This window comes from Streptomyces sp. NPDC002845 (genome assembly GCF_053591955.1).
Genome location: NZ_JBSFUU010000019.1, coordinates 1 through 16301, shown reverse-complemented (window position 1 = coordinate 16301; position 16301 = coordinate 1). Strand labels below are relative to the sequence as shown.

Annotated in this window: 14 protein-coding genes; all 14 read right to left on the bottom strand. The window is 70.2% G+C overall.

From position 1 onward, the window contains the following. A complete protein-coding gene (gene efp / locus ACWD3C_RS15975) occupies positions 1-567 on the bottom strand; it encodes an elongation factor P (protein WP_451144226.1) in 567 nt (188 codons plus the stop codon). A gap of 57 nt (positions 568-624) precedes the next feature. Beyond that, complete coding sequence (locus ACWD3C_RS15970) at positions 625-1731, bottom strand: aminopeptidase P family protein (protein WP_451144224.1); 1107 nt, start codon at positions 1729-1731, stop codon at positions 625-627. Between the two features lie 220 nt (positions 1732-1951). Then, positions 1952-2821, bottom strand: coding sequence for a Pro-rich N-terminal domain-containing protein (locus tag ACWD3C_RS15965; protein ID WP_451144222.1), 870 nt, complete (start codon positions 2819-2821; stop codon positions 1952-1954). Positions 2822-3031: 210 nt separating this feature from the next. Continuing rightward, the gene (gene aroB / locus ACWD3C_RS15960) at positions 3032-4642 is read right to left on the bottom strand and encodes a 3-dehydroquinate synthase (protein ID WP_451144410.1); all 1611 of its coding nucleotides are present in this window, start codon (positions 4640-4642) and stop codon (positions 3032-3034) included. A 32-nt stretch (positions 4643-4674) separates the two neighbouring features. Further along, on the bottom strand, positions 4675-5859 hold the full coding sequence (aroC, locus tag ACWD3C_RS15955) for a chorismate synthase (protein WP_451144220.1): 1185 nt from the start codon (positions 5857-5859) through the stop codon (positions 4675-4677). 193 nt (positions 5860-6052) lie between these two features. Beyond that, the gene (locus ACWD3C_RS15950; RefSeq protein ID WP_451144218.1) at positions 6053-6895 is read right to left on the bottom strand and encodes a shikimate dehydrogenase; all 843 of its coding nucleotides are present in this window, start codon (positions 6893-6895) and stop codon (positions 6053-6055) included. Then, on the bottom strand, positions 6892-8607 hold the full coding sequence (gene mltG, locus ACWD3C_RS15945) for an endolytic transglycosylase MltG (RefSeq protein ID WP_451144216.1): 1716 nt from the start codon (positions 8605-8607) through the stop codon (positions 6892-6894). Before mltG ends, ACWD3C_RS15950 begins: the two co-directional genes overlap by 4 nt. A gap of 125 nt (positions 8608-8732) precedes the next feature. Further along, positions 8733-9197: a Holliday junction resolvase RuvX gene (ruvX, locus tag ACWD3C_RS15940; protein ID WP_451144214.1), complete on the bottom strand. Its 465-nt coding sequence runs from the start codon at positions 9195-9197 to the stop codon at positions 8733-8735. Positions 9198-9232: 35 nt separating this feature from the next. Beyond that, complete coding sequence (alaS, locus tag ACWD3C_RS15935) at positions 9233-11905, bottom strand: alanine--tRNA ligase (protein ID WP_451144212.1); 2673 nt, start codon at positions 11903-11905, stop codon at positions 9233-9235. After that, a complete protein-coding gene (locus tag ACWD3C_RS15930; protein WP_451144210.1) occupies positions 11905-12249 on the bottom strand; it encodes a hypothetical protein in 345 nt (114 codons plus the stop codon). The genes alaS and ACWD3C_RS15930 overlap by 1 nt, the downstream gene beginning before the upstream one ends. A gap of 7 nt (positions 12250-12256) precedes the next feature. Continuing rightward, on the bottom strand, positions 12257-12712 hold the full coding sequence (locus ACWD3C_RS15925; RefSeq protein ID WP_451144208.1) for a DUF948 domain-containing protein: 456 nt from the start codon (positions 12710-12712) through the stop codon (positions 12257-12259). 229 nt (positions 12713-12941) lie between these two features. Then, a complete protein-coding gene (gene rpsD / locus ACWD3C_RS15920) occupies positions 12942-13556 on the bottom strand; it encodes a 30S ribosomal protein S4 (RefSeq protein ID WP_451144206.1) in 615 nt (204 codons plus the stop codon). 344 nt (positions 13557-13900) lie between these two features. After that, positions 13901-15256 carry a replication-associated recombination protein A gene (locus ACWD3C_RS15915; protein WP_451144204.1) on the bottom strand — a complete coding sequence of 452 codons (1356 nt, stop codon included), beginning with the start codon at positions 15254-15256 and terminating at the stop codon, positions 13901-13903. Between the two features lie 70 nt (positions 15257-15326). Then, positions 15327-15980 carry a vitamin K epoxide reductase family protein gene (locus tag ACWD3C_RS15910; RefSeq protein WP_451144202.1) on the bottom strand — a complete coding sequence of 218 codons (654 nt, stop codon included), beginning with the start codon at positions 15978-15980 and terminating at the stop codon, positions 15327-15329. Between the last annotated feature and the right edge of the window lie 321 nt (positions 15981-16301).

Here is a 16301-nt window from a genome sequence, read left to right as displayed (position 1 = left end):
TTAGCTGTTCACCCGGCCGAGGTAGTCGCTGGTGCGGGTGTCGACCTTGATCTTCTCACCGGTGGTGATGAAGAGCGGGACGTTGATCTGGTGGCCGGTCTCCAGGATGGCGGGCTTGGTGCCGCCGGTGGAGCGGTCGCCCTGGACGCCCGGCTCGGTCTCCTGGACGGTCAGCTCGACGGCGGCCGGGAGCTCGACGAAGAGCACCTCGCCCTCGTGCTGCGCCACGGTGGCCGTGAAGCCCTCGACGAGGAAGTTGGCGGCGTCGCCGACGGCCTTCCGGTCGACCATGAGCTGGTCGTAGGTCTCCATGTCCATGAAGACGAAGTACTCGCCGTCCATGTAGGAGAACTGCATGTCGCGCTTGTCGACGGTGGCCGTTTCGACCTTGACGCCGGCGTTGAAGGTCTTGTCGACGACCTTGCCGGAGAGCACGTTCTTGAGCTTGGTGCGCACGAAGGCCGGGCCCTTGCCGGGCTTGACGTGCTGGAACTCGACGACGGACCAGAGCTGGCCCCCGTCAAGCTTGAGCACCATGCCGTTCTTGAGGTCGTTCGTGGAAGCCACGGTTGCTTCAATCTCCTGGACTGACGTGGACGACCCCGGGGCACGCGCACAGCTCGGCTAGAGCGCGAGCAGCTCCTTGGTCGTGATGGTGAGTAGCTCGGGTCCGCCGTCCGCCTCGGGGCGGACGACGAGCGTGTCATCGATCCGGACACCGCCCCGTCCCGGGAGGTGGACCCCCGGTTCGACGGTGACCGGCACGCAAGCGTCCAGTTTACCCATGGCCGCGGGGGCCAACTGCGGGTCCTCTTCCATTTCGAGCCCGACACCGTGCCCCATCAGCGCGGGGAGGCCTTCCGCGTACCCCGCCGAGTCCAGGACCTGGCGGGCCGCGTGGTCGACGTCCCGGTAGGCGGCGCCGGGTGCCAGGCTCTCGCGGCCCGCGCGCTGAGCGGCGAAGACCCGGTCGTACAGCTCGATCTGCCAGTCGGCGGGCGAGGTGCCGATGACGAACGTACGGCCGATCTCGCAGCGGTAGCCGCGGTACGCGGCGCCGAGGCAGACGGAGAGGAAGTCGCCCTCCTCGACCCGCCGGTCGGTCGGGCGGTGACCGCGGCGGCCGGAGTTCGGACCGGTGGCGACGGATGTCGTGAAGGCCGGGCCGTCGGCGCCGTGGTCGACGAGCCGCCGCTCCAGTTCGAGGGCGAGATGGCGTTCGGTACGGCCGACGAGGATCGATTCGAGCAGCTCGCCCAGCGCCTGGTCGGCGATCTCCGCACCGATCCGCAGGCAAGAGATCTCCTCCTCGTCCTTGACGACCCTCAGCTGCTCCACCGCGCCACCGAGGTCCGCGAGCCGCAGCCGGGGCGCCACCGAACCGATCGCACGGTGCCGGGACACGGTGAGATGGTGCTCCTCGACCGCGAGGGACTCGGCCCTCTGCCCCGCGGCAAGATCGGCGGCGGCGACCGCCGGATCACCACCGGGACCGGGCAGCGCCTGCACACGCAGCGCCTCGTCCGGTCGCCCCTCCCCGGTCTCCTCGTTCGGCGGGCGCCCACAGAGCAGTACGTCCTCGCCCTTGCCCAGCAGCAGAACCGCGCCGCGCGGGGCCGCCCCCGTGAGATAGCGCACGTTGGCAGACCGGGTGACCAGTGCCGTCGCACTGCCGCCCGCGTTGAACCGTTCCCGTAGCCTCGCCCGCCGGGCCGCGTACACCTCTGACATGAGCCGAGCGTATGGGTTCCGCCGGGTTTGTGCCGGTTGGGGTCGACCGAGTGGGCGGTAGCTGGATTGTGCGGGTTGGGAAGGGGGCCGATCGGGGACGGGGGTGCGGCTGTCTGTTGTTTGCCGTCTGCGGGGCGGTGCGGGTTGATCGCGCCCACGCGGCGGAGCCGCATATTGACACAGCCCCGCGCCCCTTTGGGGTTGGCTCAGTCCCCTGTGTTTACCACTTCGGGGGGCTTGCGATCGACCTTGCCAGGACATCGTCCAGAACCCTGGCCGTGGACGGCACATCAAGCTGGGAGTTGTCGATGATCGGCAACCCCGACCCGTACCAGCCCGCCATGCGGCCGTGGATGCGGGCGACCTCCTCATCCGAGAGTCGGCGGTTGCCCGACCGCTCGGCGTTGCGCTCCAGCACTATCTCCAGGCCGGGCAGGAGGACGACGGGCAGCAGCCCGGGGCCCACATGCCGCTTCCAGCCGCCGAGGCCGACGACAGGGCGGTCGGGGAAGACGGCGTCGTCGAGGATGCAGGAGATGCCGTTGGCCAGGAAGTTGCGGGCGGCGAAGCCGCAGGTACGGCGGGCGAGACGATACTGCGCCTCGGAGTTGTCGTTCCACCCGGACTGCGGGTCGGCGAAGCCCGAGCGCACCCATTCGCGGACGTCGTCGAGGCTGATGTGCGCCGTGGGCACCCGGCGGTGGTCCGCCCAGTACTTGGCGACGCTCGTCTTGCCGGCGCCGGCGGGGCCGATGAGCAGCACCGCGAGCGTGGTGGACGTGGTGTCGGCGGGCGGGGTGCTCGGCACGGCGACGGGACCGCCGGGCGGGAGCTGCACATGGCCGGTGGTGTCCCGCGACGGCGGGGCGGAAGCGGTGTGCGGGGCGGAGGCCGGGTGCGGCGGCACAGGGTGCTGCGGGATGTGCGGAGCCCCGGGCGGGACGGGCCCCGGGGTGAAGCCCGGGGTGGGCGGGGTCGTCGGCGCGGGCCCCGGGTGTCCCGGGTGGTGTGCGGCCGACGACCAGCCGGTCCCCGGCCCGTGCCCCGTCTGGTGGGGCGGCGGCAGCGGAGCTCCCACTGCGTGCTGCATCCGGTGCCACTCCGTCTCGTACAGTCACATTGGCGCTGGCAGGCGGAAAGTCCGCTCTCCCCCACAGCCAAAAGAGCGTGGGGGTACCCCCATCCGAACGGTACCGCCCCCGGCCGCAGTTTGGTGAGCGGCCGGGAGCGGCCCGAAGTGCCCCTGGCCACAAGGCGAATCGGGCCTACGGTGCCGGAGCGGGACTTACCGCCGCGGGCGTTACTGCCCCACCTCGCCGTACGCGGCGAGCAGCACGGCCGGGTCGGGGCCCTCCAGCACGGTGGGCTTGGCCAGTCCGTCGAGGACGATGAAGCGCAGCAGGTCGCCGCGGGACTTCTTGTCGACCTTCATCGTCTCCAGCAGCTTGGGCCACTGGTCGTGACGGTAGTGCAGCGGCAGACCCACCGACTCCAGGACCGTACGGTGGCGGTCGGCGGTCGCGTCGTCCAACCGGCCCGCCAGACGGCCGAGTTCGGCGGCGAAGTGCATGCCGACCGAGACGGCCGCTCCGTGGCGCCACTTGTAGCGCTCGTTCTTCTCGATGGCGTGCGCCAGGGTGTGCCCGTAGTTGAGGATCTCCCGCAGGCCCGACTCCTTCAGGTCGCCGGAGACCACCTCGGCCTTGACCTTGATGGACCGCTCGATCAGCTCGGCGGTGTGCGGGCCCTGAGGGCTGCGGGCGGCCTGCGGGTCGACCTCGATCAGCTCCAGGATCACCGGGTCGGCGATGAACCCGGCCTTGATGATCTCGGCGAGCCCGGAGACGTAGTCGTTGACCGGGAGGGAGTCCAGCGCGGCCAGGTCGCACAGCACACCCGCCGGCGGGTGGAAGGCGCCCACGAGGTTCTTGCCCTCGGCGGTGTTGATGCCGGTCTTGCCGCCCACGGCCGCGTCGACCATGGCCAGCACGGTGGTGGGGACGGCGATCCAGCGCACTCCGCGCAGCCAGGTCGCGGCCACGAACCCGGCGAGGTCCGTGGTGGCCCCGCCGCCGACGCCGACGATCACGTCGGTACGCGTGAACCCGGACTGTCCGAGCGCCTTCCAGCAGTAGGCGGCGACCTCGGCGGTCTTGGCCTCCTCCGCGTTGGGCACCTGGATGGCGACGGCCTCGTAGCCCTGCTCCGCCAGGTCGGCCCGGAGCGCCTCACCGGTCTCGGCGAGCGCCTCGGGGTGGATCACGGCGACCCGCTTCACCCGGTCGCCGATCAACCCGCCCAGCTCACCCAGGAGCTGACGGCCCACCAGGACCTCGTACGGCTCGGTGCCCGCCGTGCCGCCGACCTGAATTCTTGTCACCTGGTTCGCCATCGCGTTCTCCTGCCGGGGGTCCGGGGGTCGTCCCCCGGGAGATGCAGCCAACTCCAGTGCGTCCAGGACGGCTTGGGCGACCTCTTCGGGCGTACGGCCGTCGGTGGCCACGACCGCGTCGGCGACCTCGGTGTACAGGTGCCGGCGGGCCTCCATCAGCTCGCGCCACTGCTTGCGCGGGTTGATGGCGAGCAGCGGCCGGGCCACGTTCAGGCCGGTGCGCCTGACCGCCTCCTCGACGTCCATCGAGAGGTAGACGACACTCCGGCCGGCGAGCAGCGCGCGCGTGTCCTCGTCGAGGACCGCGCCGCCGCCGAGGGCGAGCACTCCGTCGTGCTCGGCGAGTGCCTCGCGCACCGTCCGCTTCTCGATCGCGCGGAAGGCGCCCTCGCCCTCGTCCACGAAGATCTCGGCGATGGTCCGGCCCTCGGCGGCCACGATGTCGTCGTCGGTGTCCCGGAAGCCGACGCCGAGCCGCTCGGCGAGCAGCCGCCCGACGGTGGACTTGCCGACGCCCATCGGACCGACCAGGACGACCAGGGGCACAGCGCTCACCGGATCGCCAGGCTGTCGAGGTACGACCGTACGTTGCGGCGGGTCTCGGGCACCGAGTCGCCGCCGAACTTCTCCGCCACCGCGTCGGCCAGCACCAGCGCCACCATCGCCTCGGCGACGATGCCGGCCGCCGGGACCGCGCACACGTCGGAGCGCTGGTGGTGGGCCTGTGTGGGATCGCCCGTGACCACGTCGACGGTCCTCAGCGCGCGCGGCACGGTCGCGATCGGCTTCATCGCGGCCCGCACCCGCAGCAGCTCACCGGTGGTCAGGCCGCCCTCGGTGCCGCCGGAGCGCCCGGTCGCCCGCTTGATGCCCTCGTCGGTGGTGAGGATCTCGTCGTGCGCCTTCGAGCCCGGCACCCGCGCGAGGTCGAACCCGTCGCCGACCTCGACGCCCTTGATGGCCTGGATGCCCATGAGCGCCGCCGCCAGCCGGGCGTCGAGGCGCCGGTCCCAGTGCACGTGCGAGCCGAGGCCGACCGGCACGCCGTACGCCAGGACCTCGACCACTCCGCCGAGGGTGTCGCCGTCCTTGTGGGCCTGGTCGATCTCCGCGACCATCGCCTTCGACACGTCCGCGTCCAGGCAGCGCACCGGGTCGGCGTCCAGCTTCTCGACGTCCGAGGGCTTGGGGTAGACGCCGTACGGCGCCTTGGCGGCGGCCAGCTCGACGACGTGGCTGACGACCTCGATACCGGCCGTCTCCTTCAGGTACGACCGGGCCACCGCGCCCAGTGCCACGCGGGCCGCCGTCTCCCGGGCGGAGGCGCGCTCCAGGATCGGCCGGGCCTCGTCGAAGCCGTACTTCTGCATGCCCGCCAGATCGGCGTGGCCGGGACGCGGACGGGTCAGCGGCGCGTTGCGGGCGAGGCCGGCGAGGATCTCCGGGTCGACCGGGTCGGCCGCCATGACCTGCTCCCACTTGGGCCACTCGGTGTTGCCCACCATGATGGCGACCGGGGAGCCGAGGGTGAGGCCGTGGCGCACGCCGCCGAGGAAGGTGACCTCGTCGCGCTCGAACTTCATCCGCGCACCGCGTCCGTAGCCGAGACGCCGTCGGGCCAGATGGTCCGCCACCATGTCCGTGGTGATCGGCACGCCGGCGGGAAGTCCCTCCAGCGTCGCGACAAGTGCGGGACCGTGGGACTCCCCCGCGGTCAGCCAGCGCAACCTGCTCAACGGTGCTCCTCATGCTCGCGCCCTGGTACTGCCCTGCGTACGCACGTCCTCGCGTACGGCGACGGCGCGACCGGGTGCGCGGCCCTGGCCCGCCTCCTCCGATCCTCCCACGTCCGGGCCCCCGGGCCGGTCGCAGGTCCATCAGACGGACGCGACTCGGTCAGGTCGGGTGGGTCAGGTCGGGCGCGGCCCGTCAGACGTGGCGGGCCGCCAGCGCCTGCTCCCCCGCCTTCCGCATGGCGTCCACCGGTGCCGGCGTGCGCCCCGTCATCTGCTCGACCTGCAGCACAGCCTGGTGCACGAGCAGGTCGAGGCCACTGACGACGGCACCGCCGTACGCCGACCAGCGCGCCGCGAGGTCGGTCGGCCACGGGTCGTACAGCACGTCGAAGAGGGTCGCGGGCCGCTCCGGTACGGCCGGTGCCAGGGCGTCCGTGGCGCCCGCCGGGGTCGTGGCGATCACGAGCGGCGCGTGCAGGGCCCGCCCGGCGTCCGCCCAGTCCGCCGTACGCACCTCGACGTCCAGCCGCTCGCCCCACTGCCGCATCTCGGCGGCGCGCGCCTCGCTGCGTACGTACACGACGACCTCGCCGGTGCAGATCCGGGCGAGCGCGGCCAGTGCGGAGGACGCGGTGGCGCCCGCGCCGAGGATCGCCGCGGAGTCCACCTGCTCGATGCCGCGCTCCCGGAGGGCGGCGACCATCCCGGGGATGTCGGTGTTGTCGCCGACGCGCCGTCCGTCCTCGGTGAACACGACCGTGTTGACGGCCTCGACCGAGGTCGCCGTCTCGCTGATCCCGTCCAGCAGCGGGATGACGGCCCGCTTGAGCGGCATGGTCAGCGACAGCCCCGCCCACTCGGGGCCGAGCTGCTCGACGAACCCGGGCAGCGTCCCCTCGTCGACCTCGAAACGGTCGTACGACCAGTCGCCGAGCCCCAGTTCCGCGTAGGCGGCCCGGTGCAGCACCGGGGAGAGGGAGTGGGCGATGGGGGAACCGAGGACGGCGGCTCGGCGCTTGGTGTGCGTGGCGCTCATTGTCCGTTCTGCTCTTCGAGGTACTTCTGGCGGTTGCGGTTGTGTTCTTCGTTGGTCTCGGCGAAGAGGGTCTCGTCCTCGTTGACCGAGACGAAGTAGTACCAGTTTCCCTCGGCGGGCTCGAGGGAGGCCTCGATCGCCAGCTCGCCCGGGTTGTTGATCGGTCCGGGCGGCAGCCCCTTGATCTTGTACGTGTTGTACGGGTCGTCGATCTGCCGCAATTCGTCGACCGAACCCGTGGCGAGCTTGGACTCGCCCTTCAGGTAGTTCACCGTCGAGTCGAAGTCGAGCAGGCCGTACGTCTCGGTGTTGTCCGTCTTCAGCCGGTTGTAGACGACCCTCGCTACCTTTTCGAAGTCCTTCTGGTACTTGCCCTCGGCCTGGACCAGGCTCGCCACGGTGAGAACCTGAAGCGGCGTGTCCAGGTCCAGCTCCTTCGCCTTCTCCTCCAGGCCGAATTCCTCGTACTTCTGCTTGGAGAAGTCGACCATTTCCTGCAGGACTTCCTTGGGCTTCATGTCCTTGGACACGGGATAGCTGGAAGGGTAGAGGAATCCTTCCAGCGGGTCCTTGATGTCCTCGTTGTCGTTCGCCCACTCCGGCAGGCCGAGGGTCGGCCATTCCTTCTTGGCAACCCCCGCGGTCGTGCCCGCCTTCAGGTCGAGGCGCTTGTCGATCTCCGCGTAGATCTTGGAATTGCGCAGGCCCTCGGCGACGATCATGTTGTTACGGCTCTTGGGATCGAGCATGAGGGCGAGGGCGCTCTCGGCGGACATTTCCATGCTGAGGACGTAGACGCCCGCCTGGATCGTCTCCCCCTCCGGGTGCTGCGCCTGCGCGGCCACGAACGCGTCGACGCTCTTGACCACACCGGCCTTCTTCAGTTCCTGCCCGATCACATAACCGCCCGCGCCCTTGGCGATGGTGACGGTCACCTTCTCGCTCGTGCCGTCCCCCACGTAATCGGGGGCTTCGCCGAAACGGTCCTGGTAGAACTGGTAGCCGAAATAGGTGGCCCCGCCGAGGCCACCGGTGAAGACGAGGGCCACCACCAGGCAGGCGCAGCCGTTGCGGCGCTTCTTGCCGGTCTTGCCGCCCCGGCCCCGCCGGTCACCGCGTCCGCCGCGGTCGCGGGGGTCGTCCTCGTCGTCGGCGCCACCCGCGAAGAACGCGTGCTCGCCCTGGTCGGGCCCGGGATCCCAGTCGGTCTGCTCCGGCTCCGGCTCCGGCTCCGGCGCGGCGCGGCGGCGCGCCGGGGGCTCCGGCGGCGGATACGCGTCGGGCGTGCCGTAGTAGTCGTGCTGTCCACCTCCGTACGCGGCGTTCTGGCCTGCGTAGGGGTCGGCCGGGTCGGCGCCGTACGGGACGTGGGTGTGTGTGCCGGTGTCCCAGCCGCCGTGGTGGTACGGCTGCTGGGCCTGCTCGGGGTACTGCTGGACCTGTTCAGGGTACTGCTGAGTCTGTTCGGGGTACTGCTGGGCCTGTTCGGGGTACTGCTGGTACTGCTGCTGCGCCTGTCCGTATCCGGCCTGCTGGCCGGTGCCCCAGTCGCCGTACTGTTGCTGCGACTGCTCTGGATAGTGCTGCGGCTGGCCGCCGTAGGGGGACTGCCGGCCTGCGTGGGCCTGCTGTCCTCCCCATCCGTCGTCCCCGTACAACGGGTCCTCGGGATGCCACGGTTCGGAGCCCTGGCCCCGGCCATACTCAGTCATCGATCCCCTAGAGCCGCGAGGCGGCCAACCACGCGATGCTCACAGCACCGCTACCGTTCCGCCTCTTGTTGTGCGGCTGCTGTTCGAACAGCGCCGCAATCGCGCGGAACGTTACCGTATCGCGATCAGATGACCACTTCGACGCCCTCGCCCGGAGCTTTACCTGACACCCGTTCGGATTCCAGGGCCTGTTGCAGGATCACGACCGCGGCCGCCTGGTCGATGACGGACCGTCCCTTCTTGGACTTCACGCCCGAGGCACGCAGGCCCTGACTGGCCGTCACCGTGGTCATCCTCTCGTCGACGAGTCTCACCGGAACGGGCGCGATCATGCGGGCCAGTTGCTGGGCGAAGCCGCGAACCTTGGCCGCGGCCGGGCCCTCGCCCCCCTTGAGGGAGCGAGGGAGGCCAACCACGACCTCGATCGGTTCGTACTCCTCGACGAGTTGCTTCAACCGGCGCTGAGCCGCCGGGATGTCGCGGCCCGGGACCGTCTCGACGGGAGTGGCGAGGATCCCGTCGGGGTCGCACGAGGCGACCCCGATACGGGCGTCCCCGACGTCGATCGCCAGCCGGCGGCCTCGGCGCATGACCGGACCGTCGTCGTTCGCCCGACTGTCCGCGCTCACTTGGCCGTGTCCGCCACGAGCCGCTCGACGGCGTCCACGGCATCGCCGACGGCGGCCGGGTTCTGGCCTCCGCCCTGGGCGACGTCCGGCTTGCCGCCACCGCCGCCGCCGAGAGTCTTGGCGGCGGTGCGGACCAGGTCGCCGGCCTTGAGGCCGCGCTCGCGAGCGGCCTCGTTGGTGGCGATGACCGTCAGCGGCTTGCCGTTCGCCACGGTGAACAGGGCGACCACGGCGGCCCGTCCGCCCTGGATGCGGCCGCGCACGTCGAGGACCAGCTTGCGCAGGTCGTCGGCGGTGGTGCCGTCCGGGACCTGGCCGGTCACGAGAGCGACGCCGCGCACGTCCTTGGCGGACTCGGCGAGACCGGCGGCGGCCTGGAGCACCTTCTCGGCGCGGAACTTCTCGATCTCCTTCTCGGCGTCCTTCAGCTTGCCGAGCATGGCGGAGACCTTCTCCGGGAGCTCCTCCGGGCGTCCCTTGATCAGCTCCTGGAGCTGGGCGACGACCGTGTGCTCACGGGCGAGGAAGTTGTAGGCGTCGACGCCTACCAGGGCCTCGATCCGGCGTACGCCGGAGCCGATGGACGACTCTCCGAGCAGCTTGACCAGGCCGAGCTGGGCGGTGTTGTGGACGTGCGTGCCGCCGCACAGCTCCTTGGAGAAGTCGCCGATGGTGACGACGCGGACGCGCTCGCCGTACTTCTCGCCGAACTCGGCGATGGCGCCCTGCTTCTTGGCCTCGTCGATGCCCATGACGTCGGCGCGGACGTCGAGATCGCGGGCGAGCACCTCGTTGATCTTCTGTTCGACGTCGGTCATCACGGCCGTCGGGACGGCGGACGGGGAGCCGAAGTCGAAGCGGAAGCGGCCGGGCTGGTTCTCGGAACCGGCCTGGGCGGCCGTGGGGCCGAGGGCGTCGCGCAGGGCCTGGTGGGTGAGGTGCGTGGCCGAGTGGGCGCGGGCGATGGCCGTGCGGCGGCGGGAGTCGATCGAGGCGTGGGCCGTGGCACCCACGGTCACCTCGCCGACCTGGACGACGCCCTTGTGGACGTACACGCCCGGAACCGGCTTCTGGCAGTCGCGGACCTCGATGACGGCACCGGAGTCGACCTTGATCCGGCCGGTGTCGCCGATCTGGCCGCCGCCCTCGGCGTAGAACGGGGTGCGGTCGAGGACGATCTCGACCTCGTCGCCCTCGGTGGCGGCCGGGGAGGAGACGCCGTCGACGAGGATGCCGACGACCCTGGACTCGCCCTCGGTGTCCGAGTAGCCGATGAAGTCGGTCTCGCCGGAGCTGTCGGCGATCTCGCGGTAGGCGCCGAGGTCGGCGTGGCCGGTCTTCTTGGCCCGGGCATCGGCCTTGGCGCGCTCCCGCTGCTCCTTCATCAGGCGCCGGAAGCCGTCCTCGTCCACCGAAAGGCCCTGCTCGGCGGCCATTTCGAGGGTGAGGTCGATCGGGAAGCCCCAGGTGTCGTGGAGCAGGAAGGCCTTGTCACCGGCGAGGACCGCGCCACCGCCGGCCTTGGTCTCGGTCACGGCGGTGTCGAGGATGTTCGTGCCGGCCTTCAGCGTCTTGAGGAAGGCGTTCTCCTCGGCGAGGGCGACCTTCTCGATGCGCTCGCGGTCGGTGATGAGCTCGGGGTACTGCTGGCCCATCATCCCGATGACGACGTCGATGAGGTCCTTGACGACGGGGCCGGTGGCGCCGAGGAGGCGCATGTTGCGGATGGCGCGGCGCATGATGCGGCGCAGCACATAGCCGCGGCCCTCGTTGCCGGGGGTGACGCCGTCACCGATGAGCATCACGGCGGTGCGGATGTGGTCGGTGACGACGCGAAGGGAGACGTCGGAGGCCTTGGCCTGGCCGTAGCGGACACCGGTGAGCTCGGTGGCCTTGTTGATGACGGCCATGGAGGTGTCGATCTCGTACATGTTCTGCACGCCCTGCAGAATCATGGCAAGCCGCTCCAGGCCCAGGCCCGTGTCGATGTTCTTGCTCGGCAGGTCACCGAGGATCTCGAAGTCCTCCTTCGAGGTGCCCTCGCCCCGCTCGTACTGCATGAAGACCAGGTTCCAGATCTCCACGTACCGCTCGTCGTTGACGGCAGGGCCGCCCTCTACGCCGAACTCCGGGCCCCGGTCGTAGTTGATCTCGGAACACGGGCCGCAGGGGCCCGGGACGCCCATCGACCAGTAGTTGTCCGCCTTGCCGAGGCGCTGGATGCGCTCCTTGGGCACGCCGACGACCTCGTGCCAGATGCGCTCGGCCTCGTCGTCCTCCAGGTACACGGTGACCCAGAGCTTCTCCGGCTCCAGGCCGTAACCGCCCTTGTCCTGGGGCGAGGTGAGCAGCTCCCAGGCGAGCTTGATGGCGCCTTCCTTGAAGTAGTCGCCGAAGGAGAAATTGCCGCACATCTGGAAGAACGTGCCGTGCCGAGTGGTCTTGCCGACCTCTTCGATGTCGGGCGTACGGACGCACTTCTGCACACTGGTGGCGCGCGGGGCGGGCGGCGTGACCTCACCGAGGAAGTACGGCTTGAACGGCACCATGCCCGCGTTGACCAGCAGCAGAGTCGGGTCGTCCGCGATGAGCGACGCCGAAGGGACGACGGTGTGACCGCGCTCCTCGAAGAAGCTCAGCCAGCGGCGGCGGATTTCAGCCGACTCCATCAGTGGTCCTCATTCCGGTTGTACGAGTACGTCGTCCTGTCGACGTACTTCGGGTTGCTGCGGTTCTCGATGGCGGCGTACCGCCGGGGTGCGGGGAGTTCGGGGTTCTCGTTGATGCCCAGCGCCTCCCCCAGTTCGGATTCCCGCTGGGCCATGCCGTCGCGGACGTCGAGTGCGAAGCCCACCGCGCGGTCCTTGAACCGGTGGCCGGCCTCGATCGTCTTGTTCGCGGCCTGCGTGGCGAGGTGCTCGGGGGTCAGCTGCCTGAGCTTGCGGTTGACCTTGGTGGTGGCCCACACACCGGCGGCGACGCCCGTGGTGAACCAGAAGGTACGGCGGAACATCGCTGCGTCAGTCCTTCTTGTTCCGGTTGTTCCGCTTCTCGCGCCGCTTGGCCGGAACGGTGCGGCCCACGATCACGGTACGTCGGGGCGTCCTGGCGGGCACGTCCTCTCGGCGGCCGCCGAGGGCCCGGCGGACGCCGTAGCCGAACGCCGCCACCTTCACCAGCGGGCCGCCGAAGGTGGACGCGACAGTCGTGGAGAGCGCCGACGCGTTCGAGGTGACCTCCTGGACGTCGGATGCGATGGCGTCCACGCGGTCGATCTGGTTCTGTGCGGAGCGTACGGCCGCGGAGGCGTCGGCGAGGAGCGGGACGGCCTGGTCGGTCACGTCCGCGACGAGCTTGGTGGTCGCCCTGAGCGTCTGGGCCAACCTCGCCAGCGCCACGGCGAGGAAGGAGACCAGGATCGCCCAGAAGACGGCCACCAGGATCCCGGCCACCTCTCCACCGGACACTGTGTGCACCCGCTCTCTGGAACATGCCTGCGACTTCGGAAACCCGGAAAGTCAGTGTCCCCGAGCCTATCGCGCCGGGGGTGCCACTCCGTACCGCATTACCGGCTCCCCGTCCGATCCCGCTCAGCGCTGCTCAGCGCCGCTCAGGAACGCGAGAGCCCGCCGTCCCGCCCGCCACGAGGGACGGGAGGGACGACGGGCTGCTGCGCGGGAAGTACCGCGCCCGGTGACTAAAGGATCAACGGGCGTAGTACTCGACGACGAGCTGCTCGTCGCAGATCACCGGGATCTCCTTGCGGTTCGGCTCACGGTCCAGGCGGAACGCCAGGGCCTTGAGGTTCACCTGGAGGTAGCGCGGGGTCTCGCCGTCGGCGGCGAAGCCACCCTCGCGGGAGACCTCGAACAGCGGCTTCTGGCGGCTGCGCTCGCGGACCATCACGACGTCGTCGGGCTTGACGCGGAAGGAGGGCTTGTCGACCTTGTGGCCGTTGACCTCGATGTGGCCGTGGACGACCATCTGGCGGGCCTGGTAGATCGTGCGGGCGATGCCCGAACGCAGGACCAGGGCGTCGAGACGACGCTCCAGCTCGATGATCAGGGCCTCACCGGTCTTGCCCTGGACCTTGGAGGCACGCTCGTAGGCGCGGACGAGCTGGCGCTCGGACACGTCGTACTGCGCGCGCAGACGCTGCTTCTCCAGCAGACGGACCTTGTAGTCCGAGTTCTGCTTGCGGCCGCGGCCGTGCTCACCCGGCGGGTAGGGGCGGGCCTCGAAGTACTTGACGGCCTTCGGGGTCAGCGCGATGCCGAGGGCACGCGACTTCTTGACCTTGGGGCGGGACTGGTTCGCCATGAACCAAACACCTCGTGTTTCTGATGTGAATACGGCTTCACCAGGGTTAGGGGAGGTCGCATCCGCAGCCTGGGAAACCCCGCGGGTCCGGTCGGTCGGACCTGCTGGGCAGCCGCTCCCTGGTCTGGGCACATACGTGCAGCACGCGAGTGGCCCACCGACCGTGTCCCGGAGGCCGGGAGGGTGGTGGGCTGCCCGCGACACCTTCGACGGTGCGCGACGCTCCTGGAATCCCCGCTGGAGGGCGGGGGCTCCGGCTGGATGTCCCGTTCTGGTGGTGCCGGCTCCACCTTCTCGGAGGTGCCGGACACGGGACGCAGCGCTGCAGGAAGTCTACAGGGTGGTCAGGACCGCCCTCGACCGAGGTGCTTCCTGGTCCACTCCACCGCGTCCGCGTAGCGTGCCTCGGCGCCGTGGCGGGTCGGCGTGTAGTACTCCCGGTCCTTGAGGGCGTCCGGGGCGTACTGCTGGGTGGCGATGCCCTCGGGCAGGTCGTGCGGGTAGACATACCCCTGCGCGTGGCCGAGCTTGGCCGCGCCCTTGTAGTGGCCGTCGCGCAGGTGCATCGGTACGGGTCCCGCGTGGCCCTTGCGTACGTCTTCCATGGCGGCGCCGATCGCGGTCGTCGCGGCATTGGACTTGGGGGCGAGGGCCAGGGCGATGGTGGCGTGGCTGAGAGTGAGGGCTGCCTCGGGGAAACCGATCATGGCGACGGCCTGGGCGGCGGCGACGGCTATCGGCAGCGCGTTCGGATCGGCGAGGCCGATGTCCTCGCTGGCGGAGATCATGAGGCGGCGGGCGATGAAGCGGGGGTCCTCGCCGGCCTCGATCATCCGGGCCAGGTAGTGCAGCGCCGCGTCGACGTCGGAGCCGCGGATGGACTTGATCAGGGCGCTGGCCACGTCGTAGTGCTGGTCGCCGTCGCGGTCGTATTTGACGGCGGCGCGGTCGACGGTCTCCTCCAGCGTCGTCAGGCCGACCTCCGTCCCGCCCTTGTCGAGGGCGGCCCCGGCCGCGGCCTCCAGGGCGGTGAGGGCCCGGCGGGCGTCGCCGCCGGCGATGCGCAGCAGGTGTTCCTCGGTGTCCTCGGGGAGGGTGACGGCGCCCTTGAGGCCGCGCTCGTCGGTCAGGGCGCGGCGCAGGAGGCCGCGCAGGTCGTCGTCCGTGAGCGGTTCGAGGGTGAGGAGCAGGGAGCGGGACAGCAGGGGCGAGATCACCGAGAAGTACGGGTTCTCCGTGGTCGCCGCGATCAGCGTCACCCAGCGGTTCTCGACCGCCGGGAGCAGGGAGTCCTGCTGGGCCTTGCTGAAGCGGTGGATCTCGTCGAGGAAGAGGACGGTCTCCTTGCCGAAGCCGCCGGTGGCGCGGCGGGCGCCGTCGATGACCGCGCGGACCTCCTTGACGCCGGCGGTGATCGCGGAGAGCTCCACGAAGCGCTTGTTGGTGGCCTTGGAGACGACGTACGCCAGGGTCGTCTTGCCCGTGCCCGGCGGGCCCCAGAGGATCACCGAGGAGGGACCGGCCGGACCGCCGGAGCCCTCGCCGACCAGTCTGCGCAGGGGTGAGCCGGGCTTCAGCAGATGCTGCTGGCCCACGACCTCGTCGAGGGTGCGCGGGCGCATGCGCACCGCCAGGGGACTGCCGGCGGGGTCCTTCTCCTGGCGTTCTTCTGCGGCTGCGGTGAACAGGTCGGGCTCCACGTACGAAACCCTATGTCACCCCACTGACAACGCCGTCAGCCCTGGGGGGTGGCCCGGGACGGCGGGGCCGTCAGCTGGTCCAGAAGTCCCACCAGCGGGTCAGGATCAGCATGCCGATGATGCCGATGTGCAGGACCGGCAGGACCCAGGTGAACTCGCCGAAGAAGCCCTTCAGCCAGCCCGGCGCGGGCAGCAGGCCGTTGCGGATGTTGGACGACGTCACATACCAGAACATGATGATCGTGGCGACCCAGGCCAGGCAGCACCACAGGCACAGCGAGTTGATGTTGTACAGCGACTGGTACTGGAGCCAGGTCACGAATCCGACGCCGAAGAGCATGCCCGCGTTGAGGGTGAGCCAGTACCAGCGCGGGAACGTGGCCCGGGCGAGCAGGCTCATGCCGACGCAGATGACGATGCCGTAGGCGACGAGGCCGAGCATCGGGTTGGGGAACCCGAAGACGGAGGCCTGGTCGCTCTTCATGATGTTGCCGCAGGACACGACCGGGTTGAGGCTGCAGCCCGGGGTGAAGTCCGGGTCTTCGAGCAGCTTGAACTTGTCGATCGTGATGACCCAGGACGCCAGCAGGCCGGCCGCGCCGGTGATCAGCAGCATGATCGCGAAGGCGCGGCTGCCGCCCACCGTGCGTGGGGTGTCGGCGTGTTCCGGCTGCTCCGGCTGTTCCGGCTCGGTGGAGACGTCCCTGACCGTCGTCTTGCTCATCACGTCTTTTCCGTAGCTTCGAAGGGGTCGTGGGGCACTGGTCATTGTGCCGTACACCCTCGCGTCGCCACCGTTCGTGGAGCGTAAAGGTGACGGTTTGCGCACCAGTACGCATTGGTGTCGCCCCCGCCGCCCCTACCCGTCCCATCCCCGGGGCTCCGCCCCGGACCCCCGCTGGGGGCTGCGCCCCCAGACCCCCCGAGTGGGAGTGTTCCGGGGGTGGGCGGGACAGTGCGGTGTCCGGGGGTGGGCCGGACAGTGCGGTGTCCGGGGGTGGGCCGGACAGTGCGGTGTCCGGGGGTGGGCCGGACAGTGCGGTGT